Origin of the sequence: Catenulispora sp. EB89 (assembly GCF_041261445.1) — a bacterium.
GTDB lineage: Bacteria > Actinomycetota > Actinomycetes > Streptomycetales > Catenulisporaceae > Catenulispora.
Map to the genome: position 1 here is coordinate 175697 of NZ_JBGCCU010000012.1, position 24783 is coordinate 200479.

At 71.4% G+C, this 24783-nt stretch carries 12 protein-coding genes and 1 pseudogene; 10 read left to right on the plus strand and 3 right to left on the minus strand.

Annotation, left to right across the window (positions count from 1 at the left end):
* The first annotated feature begins 5 nt into the window (after window positions 1-5).
* Window positions 6-6542, plus strand: a complete 6537-nt coding sequence (locus ABH920_RS25290) for an SDR family NAD(P)-dependent oxidoreductase (protein ID WP_370351604.1) — start codon at window positions 6-8, stop codon at window positions 6540-6542.
* A gap of 355 nt (window positions 6543-6897) precedes the next feature.
* Here ABH920_RS25290 and ABH920_RS25295 read toward each other — a convergent pair whose 3' ends face one another.
* The gene (locus ABH920_RS25295; RefSeq protein WP_370351605.1) at window positions 6898-7524 is read right to left on the minus strand and encodes a TetR/AcrR family transcriptional regulator; all 627 of its coding nucleotides are present in this window, start codon (window positions 7522-7524) and stop codon (window positions 6898-6900) included.
* Window positions 7525-7622: 98 nt separating this feature from the next.
* On the opposite strand from ABH920_RS25295, the pseudogene ABH920_RS25300 reads away from it, so the two are divergent.
* The 7 genes and pseudogenes from ABH920_RS25300 to ABH920_RS25330 all read left to right on the plus strand — a co-directional run.
* Window positions 7623-8660, plus strand: a pseudogene (locus ABH920_RS25300) (ATP-binding cassette domain-containing protein); the annotation flags it as partial.
* A 311-nt stretch (window positions 8661-8971) separates the two neighbouring features.
* The gene (locus ABH920_RS25305) at window positions 8972-9847 is read left to right on the plus strand and encodes an ABC transporter permease (protein WP_370351606.1); all 876 of its coding nucleotides are present in this window, start codon (window positions 8972-8974) and stop codon (window positions 9845-9847) included.
* A gap of 56 nt (window positions 9848-9903) precedes the next feature.
* Window positions 9904-12087, plus strand: coding sequence for an MMPL family transporter (locus ABH920_RS25310; RefSeq protein WP_370351607.1), 2184 nt, complete (start codon window positions 9904-9906; stop codon window positions 12085-12087).
* A gap of 440 nt (window positions 12088-12527) precedes the next feature.
* On the plus strand, window positions 12528-13130 hold the full coding sequence (locus ABH920_RS25315) for a TetR-like C-terminal domain-containing protein (protein WP_370351608.1): 603 nt from the start codon (window positions 12528-12530) through the stop codon (window positions 13128-13130).
* Between the two features lie 65 nt (window positions 13131-13195).
* Window positions 13196-14431, plus strand: a complete 1236-nt coding sequence (locus ABH920_RS25320; RefSeq protein ID WP_370351609.1) for an MAB_1171c family putative transporter — start codon at window positions 13196-13198, stop codon at window positions 14429-14431.
* A gap of 3 nt (window positions 14432-14434) precedes the next feature.
* Entirely contained in the window at window positions 14435-15382 is a 948-nt protein-coding gene (locus tag ABH920_RS25325) for an NAD-dependent epimerase/dehydratase family protein (protein ID WP_370351610.1), read from the plus strand.
* Window positions 15383-15504: 122 nt separating this feature from the next.
* Window positions 15505-18939 (plus strand): aminotransferase class I/II-fold pyridoxal phosphate-dependent enzyme, encoded by a 3435-nt coding sequence (locus ABH920_RS25330; protein WP_370351611.1) that lies wholly within the window; start codon window positions 15505-15507, stop codon window positions 18937-18939.
* Window positions 18940-19005: 66 nt separating this feature from the next.
* Here ABH920_RS25330 and ABH920_RS25335 read toward each other — a convergent pair whose 3' ends face one another.
* Window positions 19006-19557, minus strand: coding sequence for a toxin (locus ABH920_RS25335; protein ID WP_370351612.1), 552 nt, complete (start codon window positions 19555-19557; stop codon window positions 19006-19008).
* A complete protein-coding gene (locus tag ABH920_RS25340) occupies window positions 19554-20030 on the minus strand; it encodes a helix-turn-helix domain-containing protein (RefSeq protein WP_370351613.1) in 477 nt (158 codons plus the stop codon). The genes ABH920_RS25335 and ABH920_RS25340 overlap by 4 nt, the downstream gene beginning before the upstream one ends.
* A gap of 490 nt (window positions 20031-20520) precedes the next feature.
* On the opposite strand from ABH920_RS25340, the gene ABH920_RS25345 reads away from it, so the two are divergent.
* Window positions 20521-21792, plus strand: a complete 1272-nt coding sequence (locus ABH920_RS25345; RefSeq protein ID WP_370351614.1) for a cation:proton antiporter — start codon at window positions 20521-20523, stop codon at window positions 21790-21792.
* A 74-nt stretch (window positions 21793-21866) separates the two neighbouring features.
* On the plus strand, window positions 21867-24776 hold the full coding sequence (locus ABH920_RS25350; RefSeq protein ID WP_370351615.1) for an AAA family ATPase: 2910 nt from the start codon (window positions 21867-21869) through the stop codon (window positions 24774-24776).
* Window positions 24777-24783: the final 7 nt, after the last annotated feature.

Sequence of the window (24783 nt, forward strand, 5' to 3'; positions counted from 1 at the left end):
CTTCCATGAGCGCATCGATCGAAGAAATCACCGGCGCCCTGCGGGAATCGGTGAAGGAGACCCGGCGGCTGCGCCGGCGCAACGACGAACTCGAGGCCAAACTCGGCGAGCCGGTCGCGATCGTCGGCATGGCGTGCCGCTATCCCGGCGGTGTGGCGTCCCCGGAGGAGCTGTGGCAGCTGGTGGCCGAGGGCCGCGACGCCATCGACAGCTTTCCGCAGGACCGGGGATGGGACCTGACGGAGCTGTTCGACCCGGACCCCGACCACTCGGGCACCTCCTACGTCTCCGAGGGCGGATTCCTGCAGGGAGCCACGGAGTTCGACGCGGGGTTCTTCGGGATCTCTGCGCGTGAGGCGCTGTCCATGGAACCGCGGCAGAGACTGCTGTTGGAGACGTGCTGGGAGCTGTTCGAGGACGCCGGTGTCGACGCGGCGACCCTGAAGGGCAGCAAGACAGGGGTCTTCGTCGGCGCCGGTCCCTCGGACTACCCGACCGGCGTGGAAGGGTACGTCGTCACCGGCACCACGCCGAGCGTCGTCTCCGGGCGGCTGGCGTACGTGTTCGGGCTGGAGGGCGCGGCCGTCACCGTCGACACGGCGTGCTCGTCGTCGCTGGTGGCGCTGCACCAGGCCTGCCACGCGGTGCGGACCGGCGAGTGCACCATGGCGGTGGCCGGCGGCGCGGCGATGATGTCGAGCCCGAAGGTGTTCATCGAGTTCAGCCGGATGCGGGCGCTGGCCCCGGACGGCCGGTCCAAGGCGTTCGGCGCCGGCGCGGACGGGTTCGGGTTCGCCGAGGGCGTCGGCCTGGTGCTGGTCGAGACGCTGTCGCAGGCGCGGCGGCGCGGGCACGAAGTGCTGGCCGTCATCCGCGGGTCGGCGACGAACCAGGACGGCGCGTCCAGCGGGCTGACCGCGCCGAACGGCCCGTCGCAGCGCCGCGTGATCCAGGCGGCGCTGGCGAACGCCGGGGTCGCGGCCTCCGAGGTGGACGTGGTGGAGGCGCACGGGACCGGGACCGGGCTCGGCGACCCGCTCGAGGCGCAGGCGCTGCTGGAGACGTACGGCCAGGCGCACGCCGGGGTGGCGCCGATGCTGCTGGGCTCGGTGAAGTCGAACATCGGGCACACCCAGGCGGCGGCCGGCGTGGCCAGCGTGATCAAGCTGGTGCTGGCGATGCGGCACGGCGTGGTGCCGGCGACGCTGCACGCGGACGAGCCGAGTCCGCACGTGGACTGGACGTCGGGCGCGATGCGGCTGGCGGTGCGGGCGCAGCAGTGGCCTGAGACGGGGCGGCCGCGCCGGGCCGGGGTGTCGTCGTTCGGCATCAGCGGGACGAACGCTCACCTGATCCTCGAACAGGCGCCTGAGCCGGAAGCACAAGAAGAGACTGCGCCGGAGTCGCAGCAGGTTGATACGGCGCCTGTCGATGGGCCGGTGCCGTGGGTGCTGTCCGGGCGGGGAGAGGCCGCGCTGCGTGCGCAGGCCGCGCAGTTGGCCGGATTCCTTCAGGACCGTCCGGAGCTGGAGCCGCGCGACGTCGCGAGCGCGCTGATCCGGCGCTCGGCGCTGACCCACCGGGCTGTGGTTCTGGGTGCCGACCGCGCCGAACTGCTTGCCGGGCTTCATGATCTGGCCGAGGAGCGGCCCGGCGCCGGACTGGTGCAGGGCCTGGCCCGCAACCGTCCCGGCGAGGCGGTGCTGGTGTTCCCCGGGCAGGGGACGCAGTGGCGGGGGATGGCGCTCGGGCTGCTCGACGCGTCGCCGGTCTTCCGCGACCGGATCGCCGAATGCGACGAGGCGGTGGCGGCGGTCACCGGCTGGTCGGTGCGCGACGTGCTGCGTGAGGCGCCCGGGGCTCCGGACCTGGAGCGGGTGGACGTGGTCCAGCCGGTGCTGTTCGCGGTCATGGTGTCGCTGGCCGAGCTGTGGCGGGAGGCGGGCATCGTGCCCGCCGCCGTGGTCGGGCATTCGCAGGGGGAGATCGCCGCCGCGTGCGTGGCCGGGGCTCTCTCGCTGCGGGACGCGGCGCGCGTGGTCTGCTTGCGCAGCCGGGCGTTGGGGTCGCTGTCCGGGCGGGGTGCGATGGCGTCGTTGGGCGTGGCGCCCGAGGCGGCCGAGGCGTTGCTCGCGCGGTGGACCGGCAAGGTGTCGATCGCGGTGGTGAACGGGCCAGGATCGGTCGTCGTGTCCGGCGATGTCGACGCGATCGAGGAGCTGGTCGCCGAGTATCAGGACTCCGATATCAGGGTTCGGCGTCTTCCGGTCGACTACGCCTCGCATTCCTCGCACGTCGAGCGGATCCGCGAGGAACTGCTGGCGCAGCTGAAGGGCATCGACGCCGTCGCTTCGCAGATCCCCTTCTACTCGGCGGTCACCGGTACGCAGCTGGACACCGCCGGGCTCGACGCGGACTACTGGTACCGCAACCTGCGTGAGCCGGTGCGGTTCGACGAGGTGACTCGGACTCTGCTCGACCGGGGCTATGGGCTGTTCGTGGAGGCGAGCCCGCATCCGGTGCTGACGGTGGCGTTGCAGGAGTCGATCGAGCAGGCGCAGGCTGCCGCGATCGCCGTCGGCACACTGCACCGCGATCGTGGCGGCCGGGACGACTTCCTCGGCTCGGTCGCGCAGGCTTGGGCCGGCGGCGTGCCGGTCGCGTGGCGGAAGCTGCTCGGCCCGGAGCCGGAGCGCTTCGTCAGCCTGCCGACGTACGCCTTCCAGCGGAAGCGTTACTGGCAGGAGCCCAAGGCGCCGTCGGGCGATGCGCTCGGCAGGGCGGGGCTGCGTGCCGGAGCGCATCCGCTGCTCGGCGCGGCGGTCGACGTCGCGGGCAGCGAGGCCGTGGTGCTGACCGGCCGCCTCGCGCTGCACGGGCAGCGCTGGCTGGCCGACCACCAGGTCGCGGGCCAGGCGCTGCTGCCCGGGACGGCGTTCGTCGAGCTGGCGTTGCGGGCCGCTTCGGAGGCCGGGTGTCAGGGGATTGAAGAGCTGACGCTGCAGGCGCCGCTCGTCCTGCCGTCGGCGGGGGCGGTCCAGCTTCAGGTCGTCGCCGGAACGCCGGACCAGCTCGGCAGGCGCCCGGTGACGGTGTATTCGAGGCCTGAGGAAGCCTCGCTCGACGGCGAGTGGACGGCACACGCTGTCGGCGACCTCGCCGGCACGACCGGTGCTTCCGAGGAGGATTTCGGCGACTTCGTGATCTGGCCGCCGGCCGGCGCCGAACCGCTGCCCACGGACCAGATCTACGCGGGATTCGCAGAGCACGGATACGGCTTCGGCCCGAGCTTCCAGCTGATCGGCAAGGCCTGGCGCCTCGGCGACGACGTCTACGCCGAGGTCGCCCTGCCCTCCGACCTGCGCGGCGACGCCGAGCGGTTCGGCGTCCACCCGGCGCTGCTGGACGCGGCCGCGCAGGTGGCCGGGCTGGCCGTGCCGGGGGAGGGGATGGTGCTGCCGTTCGTGTTCGGCGACGTGGCGCTCGCCGCGCCCGGCGCGACCGACCTGCGGGTCCGGATCCGGCGCATTGGCCCGGACCGCGTGGCGCTGGCCGCCGCGGACCTCGGCGGACGGCCGGTGGTGTCGGTGGCGGCGATCGTGGTGCGGCCGGCTTCGTCCTGGCAGCAGCGGGCCGCGACCTCGACCGCGTTGCGGGACGCGTTGTTCCGGCTCACGTGGGTGCCTGTTGCTCCGGCACAGGCAGCCCCGCAGAGCTTGGCGGTGCTCGGCACAGATGGGACCGAGACCATCGATCAGCTCAGCGGCTCCGGCGCCGCGGTGACCGCCTACCGCGACCTGACCGAGCTGCGAGCGGCGATTGAGGCCGGAGCACCGGCGCCGGACCTGGTGCTGTGGTCGGTGCCTGCTCGGCAAGGCGGGACCGGTGCTGACGATCTGGCGGCAGGCGCTCGCTTTTCTACCGCGGCCGCGCTGGAGGTCGCTCAGCAGTGGCTGGCCGGGGATGTTTTCGGCACCGGGCGGCTGGTCATCCGAACGCAGGGTGCTGTCGAGGCCGGAGCTGAAGCGCCGAACCTGGCCGCTGCCGCCGTCTGGGGCCTGATCCGCACCGCGCAGACCGAGCACCCGGGCCGATTCGTCCTGGCCGACGACGACGGCTCGGCCGATTGGCCGGCCCTCGCGGCGTCCGACGAACCCCAGGTGGCCATCCGCTCCGGGCAACTGCTCGCCCCGCGCCTGGCCGACGCCGAGAGCGGCGAACGTCTGCTGCCCCCGGCGCGCGCCGCGTCCTGGCGCCTGGAAGCCACCGATGCCCGGACGCTGGAGGGCCTGGCACTGGCCGAGTGCCCGGCGCTCGACGCTCCGCTGGCCTCGGGCGAGGTGCGGGTCGCCGTGCGCGCCGCCGCGCTGAACTTCCGGGACGTGGTCACCGCGCTGGGCATGATCCCCGGCGAGACGGAGCTCGGCAGCGAGGGCGCGGGGGTGGTCACCGCGGTCGGTGCGGACGTGACCGACCTGGCGCCCGGAGACCGGGTCCTGGGCTTCTGGACCAACGCGTTCAGCCCGGTGGCCGTGACCGACCACCGGCTGCTCGCCAAGATCCCCGAGGGCTGGTCCTTCGAGCAGGCCGCGTCGATGCCGGTGGCGTTCCTCACCGCGTACTACGGGCTCTTCGACCTCGGCGGTCTGACGGCCGGGCAGTCGGCGCTGATCCACGCCGGGGCCGGTGGCGTCGGTTCGGCGGCGGTCCAGCTCGCGCGGCACCGCGGCGCGCAGGTGTTCGCGACCGCGAGCGAGCGCAAGTGGCCGGTGCTGCGCGACGCGGGGCTCGACGACGCGCACATCGCGTCCAGCCGGACGCTCGACTTCGAGCGGCGGTTCGGCGAGGCGACGGCCGGAGGCGGCGTCGACGTGGTGCTGAACTCGCTGGCCGGGGACTTCGTCGACGCCTCGCTGCGGCTGGTGAAGGCGGGCGGGCACTTCATCGAGATGGGGAAGACGGACATCCGTTCCGCCGCCGACGTCGCGGCGGCCCGTCCCGGCGTCGACTATCAGGCGTTCGACCTGCGGCAGGCCGGACCGGACCGGGTCCGCGAGATGCTGGTCGAGGTTCTGGAGCTGTTCCGCGCCGGCGCGCTGACGTTGCCGACGGTGACCACCTGGGACGTGCGCGACGCGGTCGCGGCGTTCCGGTACATGAGCCAGGCGCGGCACGTCGGCAAGATCGTGCTGACCATTCCGGCGGCGCCGGACCCGGAGGGGACGGTGCTCGTCACCGGCGGCACCGGCACGCTCGGCGGCGTCGTCGCACGGCATCTCGCCGAGCGGGGCGCGCGGCATCTGATGCTGCTGAGCCGGCGCGGGCTCGAGGCGTCCGGCGCGCAGGAGCTGCGGGCCGAGCTGGCCGAGTTGGGGGCCGAGGCGCAGATCGTGGCCTGCGACGTCGCGGACCGCGCGGACCTGGCGCGGGCGCTGGCGGCGGTCCCGGCTGCTCATCCGCTGACCGCGGTGGTGCACGCCGCCGGTGTCCTGGACGACGGGATCCTGTCTTCTCTCACACCGGAGAAGATCGACGCGGTCATGCGGCCGAAGGTCGACGCGGCGCTGCACCTGCACGAGCTCACCGCGCAGGCCGACCTCGCCGAGTTCGTGCTCTTCTCCTCCGGCGCCGGGCTGACCGGCGCTCCCGGGCAGGGCAACTACGCGGCGGCGAACGTCTTCCTCGACGCGCTCGCCGGGCGCCGGCGGGCCATGGGGCTGCCGGGGACGTCGATCGCGTGGGGGCTGTGGGCGCAGACCAGCGAGCTGACCGCGGACATGACGGGCTCGCACCGCGCGCGCGTCGGCGGATACTTCGGCGCACTGTCCACCGAACAGGCGCTGGCACTGTTCGACGCCGCACGCGGCAGCGCCGAACCGGTCCTGCTGGCGGCCCCCGTCCGCGCGGCCCGGCTCCGCTCGCTGGCGCGCGAGGGCTCGCTCCCGGCGCTGTGGAGCGGGCTGGTCACCGTGCCGACCGCCCGAACACACTCAGCGTCCGCCGACCCCGCCGCGGACCTGGCGCGCCGCCTGTCCTCGCTGAGCGAGCCCGACCAGCAGGAGTTCCTGCTGAACCTGGTCCGCTCGCACGCCGCCGCCGCACTCGGAGGCGGCGAGGCAGCGGCGATGGACGCCGACAGCCCGTTCCGCGACTTCGGCTTCGACTCCCTGACCGCGGTCGACCTCCGCAACAGGCTGTCAGGCGCGACCGGCTGCCGCCTCCCGGCGACGGTGGTCTTCGACCACCCCACGCCGTCGGAGCTCGCGGCCCACGTACGCACCAAGATCGTCCCCGAGGCGGCGGCCCCCACATCAGCACCGGTACTCGACGACATCGAGAACCTCGAGAAGACCCTCCTGCGCCTCCGCGACGAGCCGGAACTCCGCGACGGAGTCACCCGCCGCCTGCAGACCCTCCTCAGCCGCTGGAACGAAGCCCAACCGGCGAGCGCGGACCTGCCCGGCGCGGAGATAGCCGTCGACTCCGCGACGGACGACGAGCTCTTCGCCCTGATCGACGGAGGCGTCACCGGCACCGAGTGACCCGACGCCCCGGCCACACAGACGACACACCGGGTCGGCGCGCAGCTGGGATGCGCGCCGGCCCGGTGTGTCGCGTGTTTCGGGTAGGTCGGGTGACGGCTGGCGTCGCGCGGACAGTGCCAGACTCGCGGCCCTGGCTGATGCCCCGGCTCGGGCGCAGGCGATCGGCGGCGGCGGATGGGGATGTGGCCCCGGCCCGGTGCGCTTGTGCGGCCTGAACGGTGGTGCTGTGCAGGTGGCGCGCGAGGCTTGCTGGCTTGGCTGATGCGGCGGCGGCCGATGATGTTCTGGCGCCGGTCCGGTTGTTCGTGCGGCCGGGCAGGTTAGCGCCGATCGAGCATTTCCGAGCCCTGCGTCAGCTCGCCCTCGCAGCCGCCGCACCGCAAACCCGCAGCGTGCTCTCCAAACACAGCGACTGAGCCTCCTGCGCGCTCAGCTGCCCGCCCGCGACCTGCGCCGCCGCCGTGTGGTGCAGTCCCAGGACGGCGGCGGCGAGCCAGGTCGCGGGGAGCGCGGCGTCGAACTCGCCGCCTTCCTGTCCGCGCTGGATGATCCGCTCCAGCCTCGGGGGCACGACGTCGTGCGGGTCGTCGCTGGTCGGGCGGGGGACCGAGGATGCGGCGCCGGTGAGCAGCAGCGGGTACCGGTGCATGAATTCCCAGCCTGCGGCGAGGAAGCGGGCCAGTGCCTCGGCCGGTGGGGCCGTGTCCAGGTCCGCGTCGTCGAGGAGAGCCGCGTATTCGGCGGCTGCGGTTTGTACGACGGTCGCCAGCAGGGCGTCGCGCGAGGGGAAGTGTGCGTAGACGGTCTGGCGGGTGACGCCTGCCGTGGCGGCGATCTCCTCCATGCCGGCGTCGGGCTGGCGGCCGAGGACGACGCGGGCCGCGGTGAGGATGGCGTCGATGTTCTGCCGGGCGTCGGCTCGGCGGCGCCGGGTCGGCGTGCCGGTGGCGGTGCTGGTGGTGTCGCGCAGATCGGCCATCTTCAGAAGGGTATCCCGCGGCCATAACTTTGACAACTTGTCAGAGATAGGCGTGAGATAACCTTGACAGCGCGTAAGAGATAGAGAACGCTGGCAGCATGCCAACGAAGAACGCTGACGAGGGTCGTCCGGCGATCGAGATGCGTGGCCTGGTCAAGGCCTACGGCGAGAAGCGCGCGCTGGACGGCATCGATCTCGCGATCCCCGCGGGCCAGGTGTTCGGCTTCCTCGGTCCCAACGGGGCCGGCAAGACCACCACGATCCGCATCCTCGCCACCCTGACCCGCCCGACCGGCGGCAGCGCCCGGGTTCTGGGCCACGACGTGGCCACCGAGGCCGACGCCATCCGGGCCCGCATCTCGGTCACCGGCCAGTTCGCCTCGCTGGACGAGGACCTGACCGGGTCCGAGAACCTGCTGATCCTCGGCCGGCTCCAGGGCCTGTCCCGGGCCGCCGGCCGAGCGCGGGCCGACGACCTGCTGGACGCGTTCGACCTGACCGCGGCGGCCGGCCGCCCGGTGCGCGGCTACTCCGGCGGGATGCGCCGCCGGCTCGACATCGCCGCGAGCCTGATCGTCACGCCCGACCTGCTGTTCCTCGACGAGCCCACCACCGGGCTGGACCCGCGCAGCCGCAACCAGGTCTGGGAGCTGGTCCGCCGGATCGCCGCCGCCGGGACCACGGTCCTGCTGACGACTCAGTACCTTGAGGAAGCCGACCAGCTCGCCGAGCAGATCGCGATCATCGACCAGGGCCGGATCGTGGCCCAGGGCACGGCGACGCAGCTCAAGGCGCGCGTCGGCTCCGGCGCGCTGCACCTGCGGCTCCTGGACGGCGGCCAGCGCGCGCTGGCGCAGAAGATCCTGACCCGGGCGCTGGGCGCGGCGGTCCACCTCGAAGCCGACCCGCTGGCCCTGTCCACCCTGCTGGGCACGCCGGCCGACCCCACCGACGCCAACCGGCTGGTCGGGCAGGCGCTGGTCCGGCTCGCCGAGGCCGGGGTCGCGGTCGCGGACTTCGCGCTCGGCCAGCCGAGCCTCGACGAAGTCTTCCTCACGCTGACCGGCCACACCACCGGCCACCCCGACGGCCCGGGCACCGACTCGGCCGCTGATTCGGCCACCGGCTCGACCGCTGATTCGGCTACCGGCCCGGTTACCGGCTCGGCTACCGGCCCGGCCACTGATTTGGCGACTGATTCGGCCACTGATTCGGCCACCGACTCGACCGCTGACTCGGCCACCGACTCGGCCACTGCTCCGGGCGCCGGCTCGGCCACCGACTCGGCTACCGGCTCGGATGCCGGCGCGGCCACCAACTCGGCCACTGCTCCGGGCGCCAGCCCGGCCACCGACCTGACTACCGCCCCCACCCCCGCGGCCGGCCCGGTTCCCCCGGCCGGGCCGGCCGCACCCGCGACCCCCGCCAACCGTGAGGACGTGAACGCGTGAGCACCACCACCGTCCCCGGCCCCGGAGCCGGCCCGGCCCCCACCCCCGCCGAGGTCAAGACCGACCGCATTGACGCCCTCCTCGCCTCCGGCAAGCGCGGCCGCCGAGCCGGCCCGGTGACCGCCTCGGCGACCTTCGGCAGCCGGGCCCTGCTCAAGATCAAGCACGACCCCAAGCAGCTGGTCGACTCCGCCGCCATCCCGATCCTGTTCACCGTGCTGTTCACCTACCTGTTCGGCGGCGCGATCAGCGGTTCGACCGGCGACTACCTCAAGACCCTGCTGCCCGGCGTCCTGACCATGAGCATCGCCATCGTCACCATGTACGGCGGCGCGCGCCTGGCCCAGGACATGCACAACGGCGCCTTCGACCGCTTCCGCGGCCTGCCGATCTGGCGTGGTGCCTTCGTGCTCGGCGGCCTGCTCAGCGACGCGTTCCGCTACCTGTTCGCCTCGGCCATCGTGATCGTCCTCGGCCTGGCCATGGGCTACCGCCCGCACGGCGGCGCGCCGGGCGTGCTGGCCGCGGTGGCCGTGGTCGTCGCCTTCGGGATCGCGCTGTCCGTGCTGTGGGCGGTGGTCGCCCTGCTCGTGCGGGACGCGGCGGTCGTCATCAGCATCGCCAACGCCGTGCTGATCCCGTTGTCGTTCGCCAGCAACATCTTCGTCTCGCCCGGCACCATGCCGCACTGGCTCCGGGACTTCGTCAACGTCAACCCGCTGAGCCACATCGCCACCGCGGCCCGGGACCTGATGAACGGCGCCGGCGGGGCCAGCAGCACCGGCGCCGTCGCGTGGTCGCTGATCGCCACCGCTGTCGTCTTCTTCGCCTGCACTCCGATCGCCCTGCACCTCTACGGCAAGCAGAACTAAGGATTGGTTGACCAATGTCTGCCCTCGCACGCTGGTGTTATCAACACCGTTTCGTCGTGATCACCGTCTGGGTGGCGCTGCTCGTCGGCCTGGGGGTGATGTCGGGGGTGGTGAAGAACAAGACCGACAACTCCCTCGTGCTGCCGGGCACGGGCTCGAACACGGCCCAGGAGCTGCTGCAGCGCTCGGGTGCGGCGCAGGCCGGCGACGCCGACCAGATCGTCTGGCAGGTGGGTCCCGGCCACAGCGTCACCGAGCCGGCGATCCAGCAGCGGATCTCGGCGATGCTCACCCAGGTGTCGCACCTGCCTGAAGTGGCCTCGGTCGCCGGCCCCTACAGCCCCGGCGGCGAAGTCCAGCTCAGCTCGGACAAGCGCACCGCGTACGCCACGGTGAACTTCACCCAGCAGGCCGACACGCTGAACCACGACGACGTCAAGCAGGTGATCTCCACGGCCACCGCGGCCCGCGAGCCGGGCCTGGCGGTCGAGCTCGGCGGCGCCGCGATCGAGAGCGTCCAGACGCCGCCGTCGTCCACCTCCTCGGCGATCGGGATCGCCGCGGCCGCCGTCATCCTGTTCGTGGTCTTCGGATCGCTGCTGGCCACGGCGCTGCCGATCGTCACCGCGGTGGCCGGCGTCGGCAGCGGCATGCTGCTGGTCAGCCCGCTGAGCCACGTCATGGCCGTGAACGGCGTCGCGCCGGTCCTCGGCGCGCTGATCGGCCTCGGCGTCGGCATCGACTACGCGCTGTTCATCCTGACCCGGCACCGCCGCGGTCTGGAGTCCGGGCTGGACCCGGAGCGCTCGACGGTGGAGGCGCTGAACTCCACCGGCCGCGCGGTCCTGTTCGCCGGCGGCACGGTGTGCATCGCCCTGCTCGGCCTGCTCACCATCGGCGTGGGGTTCATCAACGGGCTCGCCGTCCCGGCGGCGATGACCGTGGTGTGCACCGTGATCGCGTCCCTGACGCTGCTGCCGGCCCTGTTCGGGGTGTTCGGTCTGCGGGTGCTGGGTCGCCGCCGGCGCCGTGCGCTCCTGGCCGGCGAGCAGGGCCGCGCGGAGAGCGGACAGGGCGCCTGGGCACGCTGGGCGCAGGCCGTGCCGCGCTTCGCCCCGGTGCTCGCTACCGTCGGGCTCGCGGCCATGCTGCTGATCGCCTCTCCGGTGCTGCACCTGAAGCTGGGCTTCGTGGACGCGTCTAACGACGCCACGTCCAGCACCTCCTATAAGTCCTACGAGATGCTCGCGGACGGCTTCGGGCCGGGCTTCAACGGCCCGCTGTTCCTGGTCTCCGAGGTCCACTCCCCGGCCGACCAGGCCGCGCTGGACCGGCTCGACACCGCGCTGGCCACCGTGCCGGGGGTCGCCGCCGTGCAGGCGCCTCCCGCCCCGCCCGCGCCGGCCGCCGGAGGCTCGGCGATCGAGGTGGCTCAGGTCCTGCCCAAGACCGCGCCGCAGGCCCAGGGGACCTCTGATCTGATCAACCATCTGCGGGACTCAGTGGTGCCGGAGTACGCGGACGGCACCGCGCTGAAGGTCTACGTGGGAGGCGTGACGGCCTCGAACGACGACTTCGCGGCGATGACGAACGCCAAGCTGCCGCTGCTGCTGGTCACCGTGGTGGGCCTGAGCTTCCTGCTGCTGCTGGTGGCCTTCCGCAGCCTGCTGATCCCGACCCTGACGGCGCTGCTGAACCTGCTGGCCGCGGCGGCCTCGTTCGGCGTCCTCACCGCGTACTTCCAGTGGGGCTGGGGCACCCGGCTGTTCGGCCAGGGCGCGGCCAGCCCGATCATGGGATACATGCCGGAGATCGTGCTGGCGGTGCTGTTCGGCCTGTCGATGGACTACCAGGTGTTCCTGGTCAGCAGGATGGCCGAGGAGTGGTCGCACTCCCGGGACAACACCCGGGCGGTGATCGCCGGTCTGACCCACACCGCGCGGGTGATCACCGCGGCGGCGCTGATCATGATCGCGGTGTTCGCCGCGTTCTCCCTGACCAGCCAGCGCGACGTCGCCGAGTTCGGCGTGGGCCTGGCCGCCGCGGTGGCCCTGGACGCCTTCATCGTGCGGACGGTGCTTGTGCCGTCGGTGATGTATCTGTGCGGCGCGGCCAACTGGTGGCTGCCGAAGTGGCTGGACCGCCGGATGCCGCATCTGGCGATCGAACCGCCGGCCGGCGGGGCCGTCACGGCTCCCGGCGGTGTCCGGGACTTGACAGACAGTTCTGTGAATTCTTGACAACTTCTTCCGCATAGTGGACTGCCGAGGCCGGGACGCGAATCCGACATTTGCGGGCATCCCGGCCTCGGTTCCAGGTCGCGGGGAAATTGTCGGGCGGGCATTGCCGATCCAAGGGTCCGCATATGTGACTCCCCGACCTGGAGGAAGTCCGTTCCATCGCGTATATGGCGACCTAGTAGATTCCCGTAGGGGCCTTGGTCCGTTCGCTCTGGTGACACATCATCAGGTATGAACCAGAACGCCGATGACAACGCAAAGTCACGAGATTTTCGCTTGGAGTCCTTGCCGCGGTGCCGTCGGTGCTGGAAGACTCACTCATCGTGAACGCGTCCGAAATGAACATCAGTCAGTCACAAGCAGTTCCTGAGGAAATCGTTAAGGAAGCGGCCCGGCGGCTGCTCGCCAAACTCGGTGCGAACGGTCTGTCAATTGTCGCCGTGGCCGAAGAACTCGACGTGGCGCCGGATCGGATCACTTTCGCACATCCTCATGATCTGCTCACCGCACTGATCATCGATGCCTACGACGCGTCCGCCACCGCGATGGAAGAAGCCGATCTCGCCGCCCGCGAACGCCAGGCGGGTCCCGGAGGGCGGCTGCTGGCCGCGGCGCGGGGGCTGCGTCAGTGGTCGATCACGAATCCGGTCGAGTTCGCGTTGATCTACGGCTCTCCGGTCGACGGCTACGACGCGCCGCCGGAGACGGTGCCGCCGGCCGCGCGCACTCCGGCCGTGCTGGCCGGCATCGTGCGCGCCGCCCTGGAGGAAGGCGCGCTGGAGCCGCCGCGCCGCCCGGTCCCGGGGCCGCCGCTGATCCGGCAGGAGGCGGTCGAGGTGTTCGGCGGCCTGCCGCCGGAGCCCTACTCCGACCTGCTGGAGCGCGGCATCGTCCTGTGGAGCAACCTCATCGGCCTGCTGGTCTTCGAGGTCTTCAGCCGGACTCACGACAGCGTCCGGGACCAGGGCGCGTTCTTCGACTACGCGATCGCGGTGACCGCCGAGCACATCGGGCTGACTGTGCCGGCGGGCGACACCGACTGACAACCGAATAACTGAACATCTCGATCGGGCGAAAGTCACTAGGGGGCGCTGTGTTCAGTTCCAGGATGGCTCTGTTCTTGATCACGGCGGTGTGTTCGTACGCCGCCTTCCTGTACAAAGCAAGTCACGCACGCCGGGGATGGCGCGACGCCGTCTACCGGACCCTGATGGCCACGCTCTTCCTCCAGTGCCTCACCTTCACCATGGGGGCCGTGGCCACGGACTCGCCGACCCTGCTCGGCGTGGGCAACTCGGCGATTCTCGTCATGCACCTGGCCGCCGTCGCCTACTGTGTGGCGGCCGAGATCCTGCTGCTCCAGTGGGCCGAACCATTGCCCGCGATCCGGAGCGGAATCCGGAACTGGGTGTTCTTCGGCTTCGGGACCGAAGTGCTCCTGGTTCTGCTGTTCTTCGTCTCAGGTGCCCCGCACAAGCCGGCGGCGGCATTGACCACCGGCAGTAAAGATCTTCTCCTGCTCGCATACCTGATCGTGTTCATCGTCTCGCAGACGATCCCCTGTGTGACGATCTTCCGGGCCTGCCTGTCCTACGCGAAGTTGACAGACAAGATCTGGTTGCGCAGGGCTTTGCGGTTCCTCACCGTGGGCTCGGTTCTGTTGTTCATGTATTGCGCGACGCGAACCGTGAACATGGTCGGTGCGGCGGCGGGCGCCAACGTCAATGGGTTGAAGATCGTGCCCGCGGCGTTCAGCGGTCTGGGCATCATCGTGGTGTCGATCGGCCTGACTATGCCGTCCTGGGGACCCCGCGTGTCGGACCTCGGGCAGTGGATCGAGAACATCCTGTCCTACCGGGCGCTGTATCCCCTGTGGAACGCGGTGTGCCAGGAGTCGCCGGAAATCGTTCTGGAACCCCGCAACTCCGGGGTCTCCAACCTGCACTACCGGCTGCACCGGCGGGTGGTGGAGATCAGAGACGGATGGCGGGCCCTGCGTCCGTACATGGACGTCGCCGAGCAGCCCGACATCGACAGCGACAGCGACGTCGATGCCGGGGCCGCAGCCGCGAACGGCGCCGCACCGCGCCCGAACAACGACCAGGCGCTCGCCGAGGCGGTCCGGATCAGGGACGCGATACGCGCCAAGCGCGACGGACACGTCCCGGACTCCGAGCGCCGCCGGCCCGGATTCGAGGAGCGGGACGCCGTGACCCTGGCCGACGAAGTGTCCTGGCTGGCGAAGGTCTCCTCGGCCTACGCGAAACTGCCCAGCTTCGACGCGGCACGGGGGTCCTGGAAAGGTCTGCCTCAGGGCCGCGCGCTGGAGAACAGTGAGAGTTGAGCTATGAGTTTCCACCTCGTGGTCGGCACCGGGCCGGCCGGGGCGGCCACGGCTGAGCACCTGGCCGCCCAGGGCCACCGGGTCCGGGCGGTCAGCCGCTCGGACCAGCCGCCCCGGCCCGGGATCGAGCACGTCAGGCTGGACGCGACCGACACCGCCGCGCTCACCGCGGCGGCCGCCGGGGCCACGGCCGTCATCAACTGCGCGTGCCCTCCGTACCACCGCTGGCCGCAGGAATGGCCGGCGCTGGCCTCGTCGGTGCTCGCCGCGGCCGAGGCCTCGGGCGCGGTGCTGGTGATCCTCAGCAATCTCTACGCCTACGGACCGGTCGACGGGGCTTTGACCGAAGACCTTCCGCTCGCGGCGACCGGCCCGAAGAGCCGGACCCGCGCGGCGGTGTGGAGCCAGGCCTGGGAGGCCCACCAGCGAGGGCGGGTCCGGATGACCGAGGCCCGGCCCTCGGACTTCTTCGGTCCGGGGGTGACCGACGGCGGTCACCTCGCGGGCCGGGTCATGCCGCAGCTGTTGCAGGGCAAGACCATCCGGGTCATGGGAAACCCGGATGCCGCGCACAGCTGGACCTACCTGCCGGACGTCGCCCGGACCCTGGCACGCCTGGCGCGGGAGGAGCAGGCGTGGGGGCGCGCCTGGCACGTCCCGACCGCACCGGCGCTGTCCGCCCGATCGATGATCGGGAAGCTCGCCGCGCAAGCCGGGGTGACCGCGCCGCCGGTGCGGTCGGTGCCGGCCGCAGTTCTGCGCGCCGGCTCCATCACGTCACCTCTGCTGCGGGAGCTGCGGGAGGTGCGCTATCAGTTCGACCGGCCGTTCGTCGTGGATTCGAGCGCGTACAGCGCGAGGTTCGGGGAGGGACCGACTCCACTCGACGACCAGATCCAGACCACTGCCGCCTGGTGGCGGCAGCGCGTCGGCCTTCCGACGGCCGGCTGACCGGCGGCCGGGGCGACACCCCCGGTCCTCGGATCCGCCACGTCTGTCGTGAGTGAACAATCGCCGCTGCTCCGGGCAGACGCCACTGCCCTTCGAGCAGGTTTCGCAGGGAGGGGAACATCATGCTATCGCTGGACCATGCGCCGAACCGGGACGACATCGCCATCGTGGGGATGAGCTGTCGTTTTCCGGGAGCTGACAACGTCAACGAATACTGGAACCTGCTCAAGGACCCCGAGCCCCAGTTCGCCCCGATCCCGCGGGCGAGGTGGGTCCACGACTCGTTCCTCAGCGACGATCGACGGGACACGCACACCGCGTACGTCGACCGGCTGGCGTCGGTGGCCGACGTCGGCATGTTCGACGCCAAGCACTACAAGATCCCGCCGCGCCGCGCGCGGGCCCTGGACCCGCAGCACCGCCTGCTGGTCGACCTGGCCCGGGAGGCGATCCAGGACGCGGGCTGGGAGAGCTCGGGATTCGACCGCGAGAACACCTCGGTGATCGTGGGGCTCGGTGAGAGCGGCTACCGCGAGCTCAGCACGATCAACCTCCGGCTGCGGCAGATCGCCCGCGGCGAGTTCGGGTCGGCGTCGTCGGACCCGGGCTGGACGGCCGCCGGCGCGGCGGTCGAGGGACTCCACGGCACGGCTCTGTCCGGGCTGCTGATGAACATGGGGCCGACGTCGATCAGCTCGACCCTCGGTCTGCACGGCGAGAGCTACGCCATCGAGTCGGCGTGCTCCGGCGGGCTCGCGGCGATCGCCAACGCGGTCTTCGCGCTGCGCAACGGCCGATGCAAGATCGCACTGGCCGGGGCCGCGCAGCTCATCCTGGTCCCCGACCTGCTCATTGGGCTGTGCCGGATCGGCGCGCTGTCCCCGTCGGGGACCTGCCGTCCCTTCGACACCCGGGCCGACGGATTCGTGCTCGGCGAAGGGGCCGGCATCCTGGTGCTCCGGCCGCTGGCCGACGCCCAGGCGGCCGGCGACCGGATCTACGCGGTCATCCGCGGCGTCGGACTGTCCAACGACGGCCTGGTCGAGGGCGGTATGACTCCGCAGGCCGAGGGCCAGATGCTGGCTTTGCGGCGCGCTTATCAGGACGCCGCGGTCTCGATGGAGTCCGTCGGGTACCTGGAGGCCCACGGAACCGGGACCTCCGTCGGAGACCGGGTCGAGATCAGTGCCCTGCGAGAGCTTCGGCAGGACACCTCGCGCGTGGCCCACTTCGGCGCCGTGAAGGCGGTGGTGGGGCACGCCCTCGGCGCGGCGGGCATCGCCGGGCTGATCAAGTCGGTGCTGAGCGTGCACAAGAAGCAGATCGTGCCCCAGCCCGACGTCCAGCCGGACGAGAACCTGGGCCTGGAAGCCGCCGGACTGACGGTTCCGGAGAAGCTCACCGAGTGGGTCGAGCCGGAGGGGCCGCTGCGGGCCGGGGTGAGCGCGTTCGGGTTCGGCGGGACGAACGTCCACGTCGTCATCGAGCAGGACACGTCGGCGGCGGCGGTGGCTCCGCAGCCGGCTCCGCGGCCGGAGATGCTGGTGTTCAGTGCCCGGGACAGCGCGGGTCTGGCCAGGTACATGGCGGAAGTCGCCAAGGCTGTCGCAGAGGACTGTCTGCCGTTGTCGGCAGTGGCCCAGACCCTGGCCCGGCGGTCGCCGCTGGGGGAGCAGATGGCGGTCGTCGCCGACGACCCGCAGGACGCGAGCAGGAAGCTGGCCCTGGCCGCGACGCTTGTCGGCACGGAAGCGACGAGCAGGCCGGAGGAGGGAGTGTTCTTCGGTCCTGTGCCGGCCGATCTCGACGGTCCGCGTGGCGACGCCGACGCGGCCGGGTCGCTGTGCACTCTTCCGCCGAGCCCTCTGGCCCCGAAGCACTACTGGATCGTCGACGAGAGCAAGCAGAGCATCGACGAGATCGCGTCGGTCTCAGCGGCGGCTTCTTCGCGCTTTCCCGACGCGGTGTCCGCACCGGCGCCCGACGCAGTGGCTGATGCCGCGTCCGACGCGACGCCGGCGACGGCGCTGGCCGGCCCGGACATCCTCGGGCTCGTTCTCGACGAGGTCGCGCGGATCAGCGCGTTCTCCGTCTCCGACCTCCAGGACCACATGGGGCTGGTGGAAGACCTCGGATTCGACTCCCTGATGATCCGCGAACTGGACGTCAGCATCAAGAAGCGCGTCCCCGGGCTGCGCAAGATGCTGGACGAACTGGTCGGGAAGGTCACCATCGCGGAGATCGCCGCCCTGATCGAGGCCGATCCGGCGGTGATCGGGATGACCGGGATGAGCAGCACCCTGATTCGCCCGGTCGTCGAGGAACCCCTGCCGCGGATCACCTGGGAGCCGGACAGCGCCGGCATCGAGGGCTTCGCCGAGCTGAACCAGTTCGAGGCGCGAGTCCGCGAGATCCGGAGCCTGGGCCTTCCCAACCCCTACTTCCGCATCCACGAAGGCAACATCCGCAACACCACGACCATCGAGCACAAGCAGTACATCTCGTTCAGCAGCTACAACTACCTGGGGCTGTCCGGCCATCCGGTGGTGACCGAAGCGGTCCGCGCCGCCGTGGAGCGGTACGGGTCGTCGGTCTCGGCGAGCCGGGTGCTGGCCGGCGAACGGCCGCTGACCCGGCAGCTGGAGCAGGAGCTGTCCCGCCTGCTGGGCACCGAGGACTGCGTCACGCTGGTGAGCGGGCACGCCACCAACGTCACCGCCATCGGGCACGTCGTCGGACCGCAGGACCTGATCGTGCACGACGCGCTGGCGCACGACAGCATCCTGCAGGGCTGCCGCCTGTCCGGCGCGACGCGCCGTCCGTTCGCGCACAACGACGTCGAGCAGCTGGACGACATCCTGCGGCGGACCAGATCCCACTTCCGCAGGGTCCTGATAGCGGTCGAGGGCGCGTACAGCATGGACGGCGACATCGCCGACCTCCCCGGCCTGATCGCGCTCAAGAAGCGCTACGGCGCCCTGCTGTTCGTCGACGAAGCGCACAGCGTCGGGGTCCTGGGACGGCGCGGAGGCGGGGTCGGGGACCACTTCGACGTCGACCGGTCCGACGTCGACCTGTGGATGGGCACCCTGTCCAAGTCGCTCGCCAGCTGCGGCGGGTACCTGGCCGGATCGGCGAGAACGGTCAACTGGCTGAAGTACACGCTGCCGGGCTTCGTCTACAGCGCCGGCCTCACCCCGGCCAACGCCGCCGCGGCGCTCGCCGCCGTCCAGCTCATCCGGAGCGAACCGGAGCGTCTGGCGGCCCTGCATGAAAACGCTGATCTGTTCCGGCGACTGGCCGAGGACGCGAACGTGAACATCGGGTCCAGCCGGGCCACTCCGGTCGTGCCGTGCATCATCGGAGATTCCGCAAAAACGTTGAGGCTTGCGAGCCGGCTGTTCGAGCGCGGCATCGTCGTCGACCCGATTCTGCACCCGGCGGTGGAGGAGAAGTTGTCCCGTTTGCGGTTCTTCATGACCAGCGAGCACCACAGCGAGGAAGTCCGGTACGCGGTGGACGTCCTGGCCGAGGAGCTGTCCGGCCTCGGCGGCTGACGCGGGGGGCCGCGCGGGCCCGCTGGGGAGGTGGTCAGAACGTGCTGTAGGGCTTCGAGAGAGGCCCTACAGCAGGGTTCGCTCGATGCGTCCGATGACGCTCTCCTCGGTCCCGGACTCCGGGTCGGCGGGCCGCAGCGAGGTGTCGACGTGCTCGGCGAGCAGGTGCGCGACGACCTCGGCCTCCTGCTCCTGGACGTCGTCGTAGGTGGTGCGCATCAGCATGTCGCGCACGATCGCCGGGTCGAGGTTGGGGAAGAGCAGCCGGGAGCTGGTGTCGTCCGGCAGGCCCAGTCCGTGGTGGCCGCAGATGATGTGGCCGAGCTCGTGCAGGATGATGTGGTCCTGGTGGGCGCTGGTCGTGTTGGTGTCGTAGAAGATCAGGTCTTCCACCACGCCGGCGACCCACAACCCGCACGGGTACGCCGCCGGTATCGCCAGCGGGACCAGCGCTATCGGGCGGTTCCGCTTGTCCTCGAGCGTGTGGCACAAGGTGGCCACGTCGCAGGGAGTGGGCAGGTCGAGGTCGCGGATCCGGCGCTCGCAGCGCCCCCGCAGCCGGCGCAGTTGTTTGCGGCGATCGCCTTCGGCCGTGTCCGGCCCCGCCGGCGGCTTCATTTCTTTTCGCCGTCGCCGATGGGCGGCAGGCCCTGCATCTGGCGGTACTGGTCCATGATCGCGGTGATGGCTTGCAGGGTGTCCTCCCTCATCCCGGCGGCGCGCATCGCCACGCTGCGGACTCCCGCGTGCTTCATGGCCTCCACCGCGGCGAGTTCGGCCTGCACCGAGTCCGCCAGCTTCTCGTCGAAGAAGTAGGCGACGGACACGCCGAAGAACCCCGCGAGCGCCGACAGTAGCTCGTGCGAGGGGTTGCTCCGCTTGCCGGTGCGCAACTGCGAGAGGTACACCGCGCCAACTTTCAGGTTCGGCACCCGCTCCTTGAGCTCCTCGGCGACCTCCGCGTTGGTCCACTGCCGGCCCTGCGGGCGGACCGTCCGGAACAGCTTGTCCAGACGGACGGCAAACGTTGATCGTTCTTCTGCGGAGGACGGCCCGTCCCCGGCGTCGGTGCGGTCCTCTGTCTCGGACACGGGGTCCTCTGTACTGGGCATACGTTCACCTCCAGCTATCCCGGATTCGCGGTCAGCTAATTTTCACAGGATAGGACGGCCACGGACAGTTGACAAACCTCCTCAAGTTCCGGAACTGTAGGCCCCGATACGAGATAGCTGGTAGCTAATCTCTTCAACATTGACTAGCGGGTAGCTTTCCTCAAGTCGGCGGCACGACCGCCGCCGGGCATCGGGGGGTGTCTCGCCTGAGCTGTAAGTGCGCTTCCCAGAGCAGGTCGGAGCCGATCCGAAGCAGTCGGGCTGCGATGTGCCGGGGGTCTTCCGAGCCGACCGCGAGGTCGGGCACGGGTGGCGGGTCAGCCACGCCCGCCACCGTTCGGACCTCCGCGCCGCCGGCCGCGACGTCTGCGGCGGAACGGACACCCGGCCCGCTCTCCGCCTTCGGACGCGTACCGGCGCCGATCGTCCCGCGCGCCGACCTGTCAACCAGTTGGGGTGGCATATGAACATGGATGTAGTCACAGCAGACGTCATCGGCGACATCGCACTTGTCCTCGGAGCCTCCTACGTCTTCGGTGCGCTGGCGCGCCGGGTCGGGCAGCCGACCGTGGTCGGGCAGATCGTCGCCGGCATCGCCCTCGGGCCGAGCCTGCTCGGCCGGTTCCCGGGCCACCTGTCGCATCGCTTCTTCACGACCGACGCAGTGCCCTTCCTGTCCGTCGTCGCCCAGATCGCCGTCGTGGTCTTCATGTTCGGGGTCGGTTACGAGATCGAGCCGCGGTCCATCCGGAACAACCGCCGGCCGGTGCTGCTGATCGCGATCGGCGCGATGGTCGTTCCGCTGGCGCTCGGCTCGGCGGTGGCGCTGGGCGTCGAGCACGTCGGCGCCTTCGACGGCCACCACACCGTCGGCCGCTCCTTCCTGCTCTACATGGGGGTCGCGACGTCGATCACCGCGCTGCCGGTCCTCGCCGCGATCGTCCGGGAGCGCGGACTGGCCGGCAGCGTCGTCGGCGACGTCGCCACCGCCGCCGCCGGGCTGATGGACGTCCTGGCCTGGCTGGTCCTGGCCGTCGCGCTCATCGGCACCAAGGGCGCCGGGAGCCGGTCCTGGTCCCAGACCGCGCTGCTGCTCGTGGTGTTCGTCGCGGTCATGTTCCTGGTGGTCCGCCCCGCGCTCCAGTGGTGGAACCGCCGCCCCGGTTCGGTGATGGCCAGCCAGGTCCCGATCGCCCTGCTGCTCGCCACGGCCGGCGCCTGGGCCACCGCGGATCTGGGTCTGCACCCGATCTTCGGCGCCTTCGTCGCCGGGCTCGCCATGCCCAAGCCGGACGGCGCGCCGGACGCCGAGGTGCTGCGCTCCACGGAGCAGACCGGCGGACTGCTGCTGCCGTTGTTCTTCGTCGTCACCGGCCTGACCACCAACATCGGGGCGCTCAAGGGCGAGGACCTGGCCCTGCTCGCGGTGATCCTGGTGTGCTCGATCGGCGGGAAGTTCGCCGCCGGCTACGCCACCGCCCGGCTCGCGGGCATGGACAACCGGCGCTCCACCATGATCGGCGCCCTGGTGAACACCAGGGGGCTGACCGAGCTCATCGCCCTCAACGTGGGGCTGCGCGCCGGCATCATCGACGGCCGGCTGTTCACCATCCTGGTCCTCATGGCCCTGATCACCACCGCCATGACCGGGCCGCTCATCACCGCGATCCACAAGCGCGACGCCACGGCGCTGGGGATCCCCGACCGGGCGGCCGCCACCGGCGCGCTGGACCCGTCCTGACATCCCCATGATCGCGGGCATTCGTCGGGTGCTGAGCCAACCCTTGTCCCTGTGCTGCGAACTGGTGAGACGTGATGGATAAGCTGGTCGAACGAGACGTCGTAGAGAAAACCCTGGCCCGGATCCACAACGAGTGCCTGGCAGGACGCAGCCGGCTGGTCGCCCTGGCCGGACCGCTGGCCAGTGGGAAGACCGCGCTGCTGGAGTCCTTCGCGCGCGAGGCCGCCGGCGCCGGCGCGACCGTCCTGGCCGCCACCGCCTCGAGCCTGGAGCGTTATCAGCCGCTGGGCATCGTCGACCAGCTCCTGAGGGCGTGTCAGATCCATTGCGACGGCCCGGAACTCGAAGTCCGCGCGCTGGTGGAGAGCGTCGGCGGGGCCGGCGCGCGCCGCGAGGCCGCCCCGCCGGCGCTCGGCCTGCTGCACGGCGCGCTCCAGCGTCTCTCCGACAGCCCGCCGGTGATCATCCTGATCGACGACGCGCACTTCATGGACACCGAGTCGCTGCAGTGCCTGCTCACGCTCATGCGGAGGCTGGACAGCGCGCCGGTGTCGTTCGTCGTGACCTACTGCCCCGACATGGGACGGGACAGCGTCCAGCGGGTCATCCAGGCCGAACTCCTGCGGATGCCGAACTGCACCCAGCTGGACATCGAGCCGCTCTCGGAAACGGGAGTGGCGATGGTGTTGGAGGACTACTTCGACCTCCAGACCGCGGGCCGGATCGCCACCGAGGCCCGCGCGCTCAGCGGCGGCCTGCCGTTGCTGGTGCACGCCCTGGCCGAGGACCGCGCCAGCGCGATCGCCGCCTCGTCCACTTCCTCGCCCGCGGCGGCCAGCGGGTCCGCCGCGCGCCGGACGATGGCCGGCCCGGCCTTCGGCCGCGCGGTGCTCAGCTGCCTGTACCGGGCCGAGCCGGTGGTCCTGGAGATCGCACAGGCCACGGCCACGCTGGGGGAGTTCCGGTCACCGACCGTCGTCGCGCGGCTGTGCGGCCTGGACCCCGAGGCCGTCGGGCACGTCGCCGCGTCCCCGGCCGTCGGGGCCCTGCTGGACCACGACCTGCTCCGGCAGCCGAGCGTCCGGGAGGCGGTGCTGCGCAGCATCCCGCAGCACGACCGGCACCCGATGCGCTCGCGCGCGGCCCGGCTGCTGCACCAGGAAGGCGCCCCGGCCCTGGTGACGGCCGAGCACCTGATGCGGATCGACGAGGCGATCCCGTGGGCCCGCCAAGTGCTGTGCGAGGCGGCCGAGCAGACTCTCGCCGACGGAAGACCCGAGGCGGCCATCGGCTACCTGGAGCGGGCCCACCGGGAGTCCGCCGGCGGGCCGGGCCGGATCGCCACCGCTGCCAAGCTCGCCGAGGTCATGTGGCGGCACAACCCCGCGGCGGTGAAGAGCTACCTTCCTGATCTGCTCGCCGCCGCCGAACAAGGCGAGCTCTCCGCCGCGCAGTCGGTCCCGGTCGTCCGGAGCCTGCTGTGGAACGGACAGGTGGAGCAGGCGACGCGGGTGATCGCCCGGCTGCGCGACGCGGCCCAGTCCCCGGCCGGCCACGTTCAGAACGGTCAGATTCAGGGCGTCCAGAACCAGGGCCTCCAGGACGCCGTCCGGTACGCCGAGCTGCTGCGCACCTGGCTCCCGCTCACCTACCCCGGCATCGCGGCCACCCCCGGAGCGGCGCCTGCGGACTCCGCGCAGGCCGGCCCCGGCACCCCCGACAGCCGCGCCGCCGCCGCACTCGGCGCGCTCCTGCGCGGCGCCGGCCACACCGAGACCGTCCCGGCCGCCGAACTCGTCCTGCGCCAGGCCCTCGCGGGTATCGCGGGCCCCGCCGCGGCGCTGGCCTCGCTCATGGTCCTGGTCTACTCCGACCGCCTCGACGAGGCCTCGGTCTGGTGCGACGCGCTGCGCGCCTCCATGGGAGAGGCCCACGGGATCGTCTGGTACGCCATGTTCACCGCGGCGCGCGCCGAGATCCACTACCGCCGCGGCGACCTCGCGAACGCGAAGGCGCAGGCGCACGCGGCGTTCACACTGATGCCGCGCGAGGGTTGGGGGGCGGCCATCGTCATCCCGCTCTCGCTGCTCGTGCTCACCAGCACGGCGATGGGCGACCTGGCGGAGGCCGAGAGCCACCTCGCCTTCCCGGTGCCCAGCGCAGCCTTCGGAACCCTCGGCGGCGCGGCCTACCTCGACGCCCGGGGCCAGTTCCACCTGGCGCGCGGCCGTCACGACGCCGCCGTCCAGGACTTCCTGGCCGCCGGACACCTGCTGAAGGTCTGGGGCGTCGACTGCCCGTCCGCGGTGCCGTGGCGGGTCCACGCGGCCCGCGCCTATCTGCACAAAGGCCTGTCCGAGCAGGCCGAAGAGCTGCTGGCCGAACAGCTGTCGCTGCTGCCCGCGGACCACCCGCGGGCCCGCGGCCTGGCCTACCGGGCCCTGGCCGCCACCCTGCGTCCGCAGGAACGCTCGCAGGTGTTGCAGAAGGCTGCGACCTCGCTCGACAGCTGCGGCGACGCGCTGAACCTGGCCTACACGCTCGCCGATCTGAGCCGGGCGCACGAGTCGGTGGGCGAGATCGCCCAGGCTCGGGCGCACGCGCAGAAGGCCAAGACACTGGCAGAACGCTGTCTTGCGGTGCCGCTGCCCGAACCCCCGCCGCTGACGGTCGACGAAGGACCGGCCGCGCGGTCTCTGAGCGCGTCAACGGTCTCCACCGTCTCCACGGCGTCTCAGACCTCTACATCCCCTCAGGGCTCGCCGGACTCCTCAGCATCCCTGGCATCCCCGGCCCGCCGGCTCAGCACGGCGGAGTGGCGGGTCGCCGAACTGGCCGCGCGCGGCTCCACGAACGAGCAGATCGCCCGGAAGCTGTTCATCACGGTCAGCACCGTCGAACAGCACCTCACCAGCTCCTACCGGAAACTCGGCATCTGCCGCCGCACCCAGCTCCGCGCGTGCCTGCCCGAACTCGTTTCCTGATCCACCC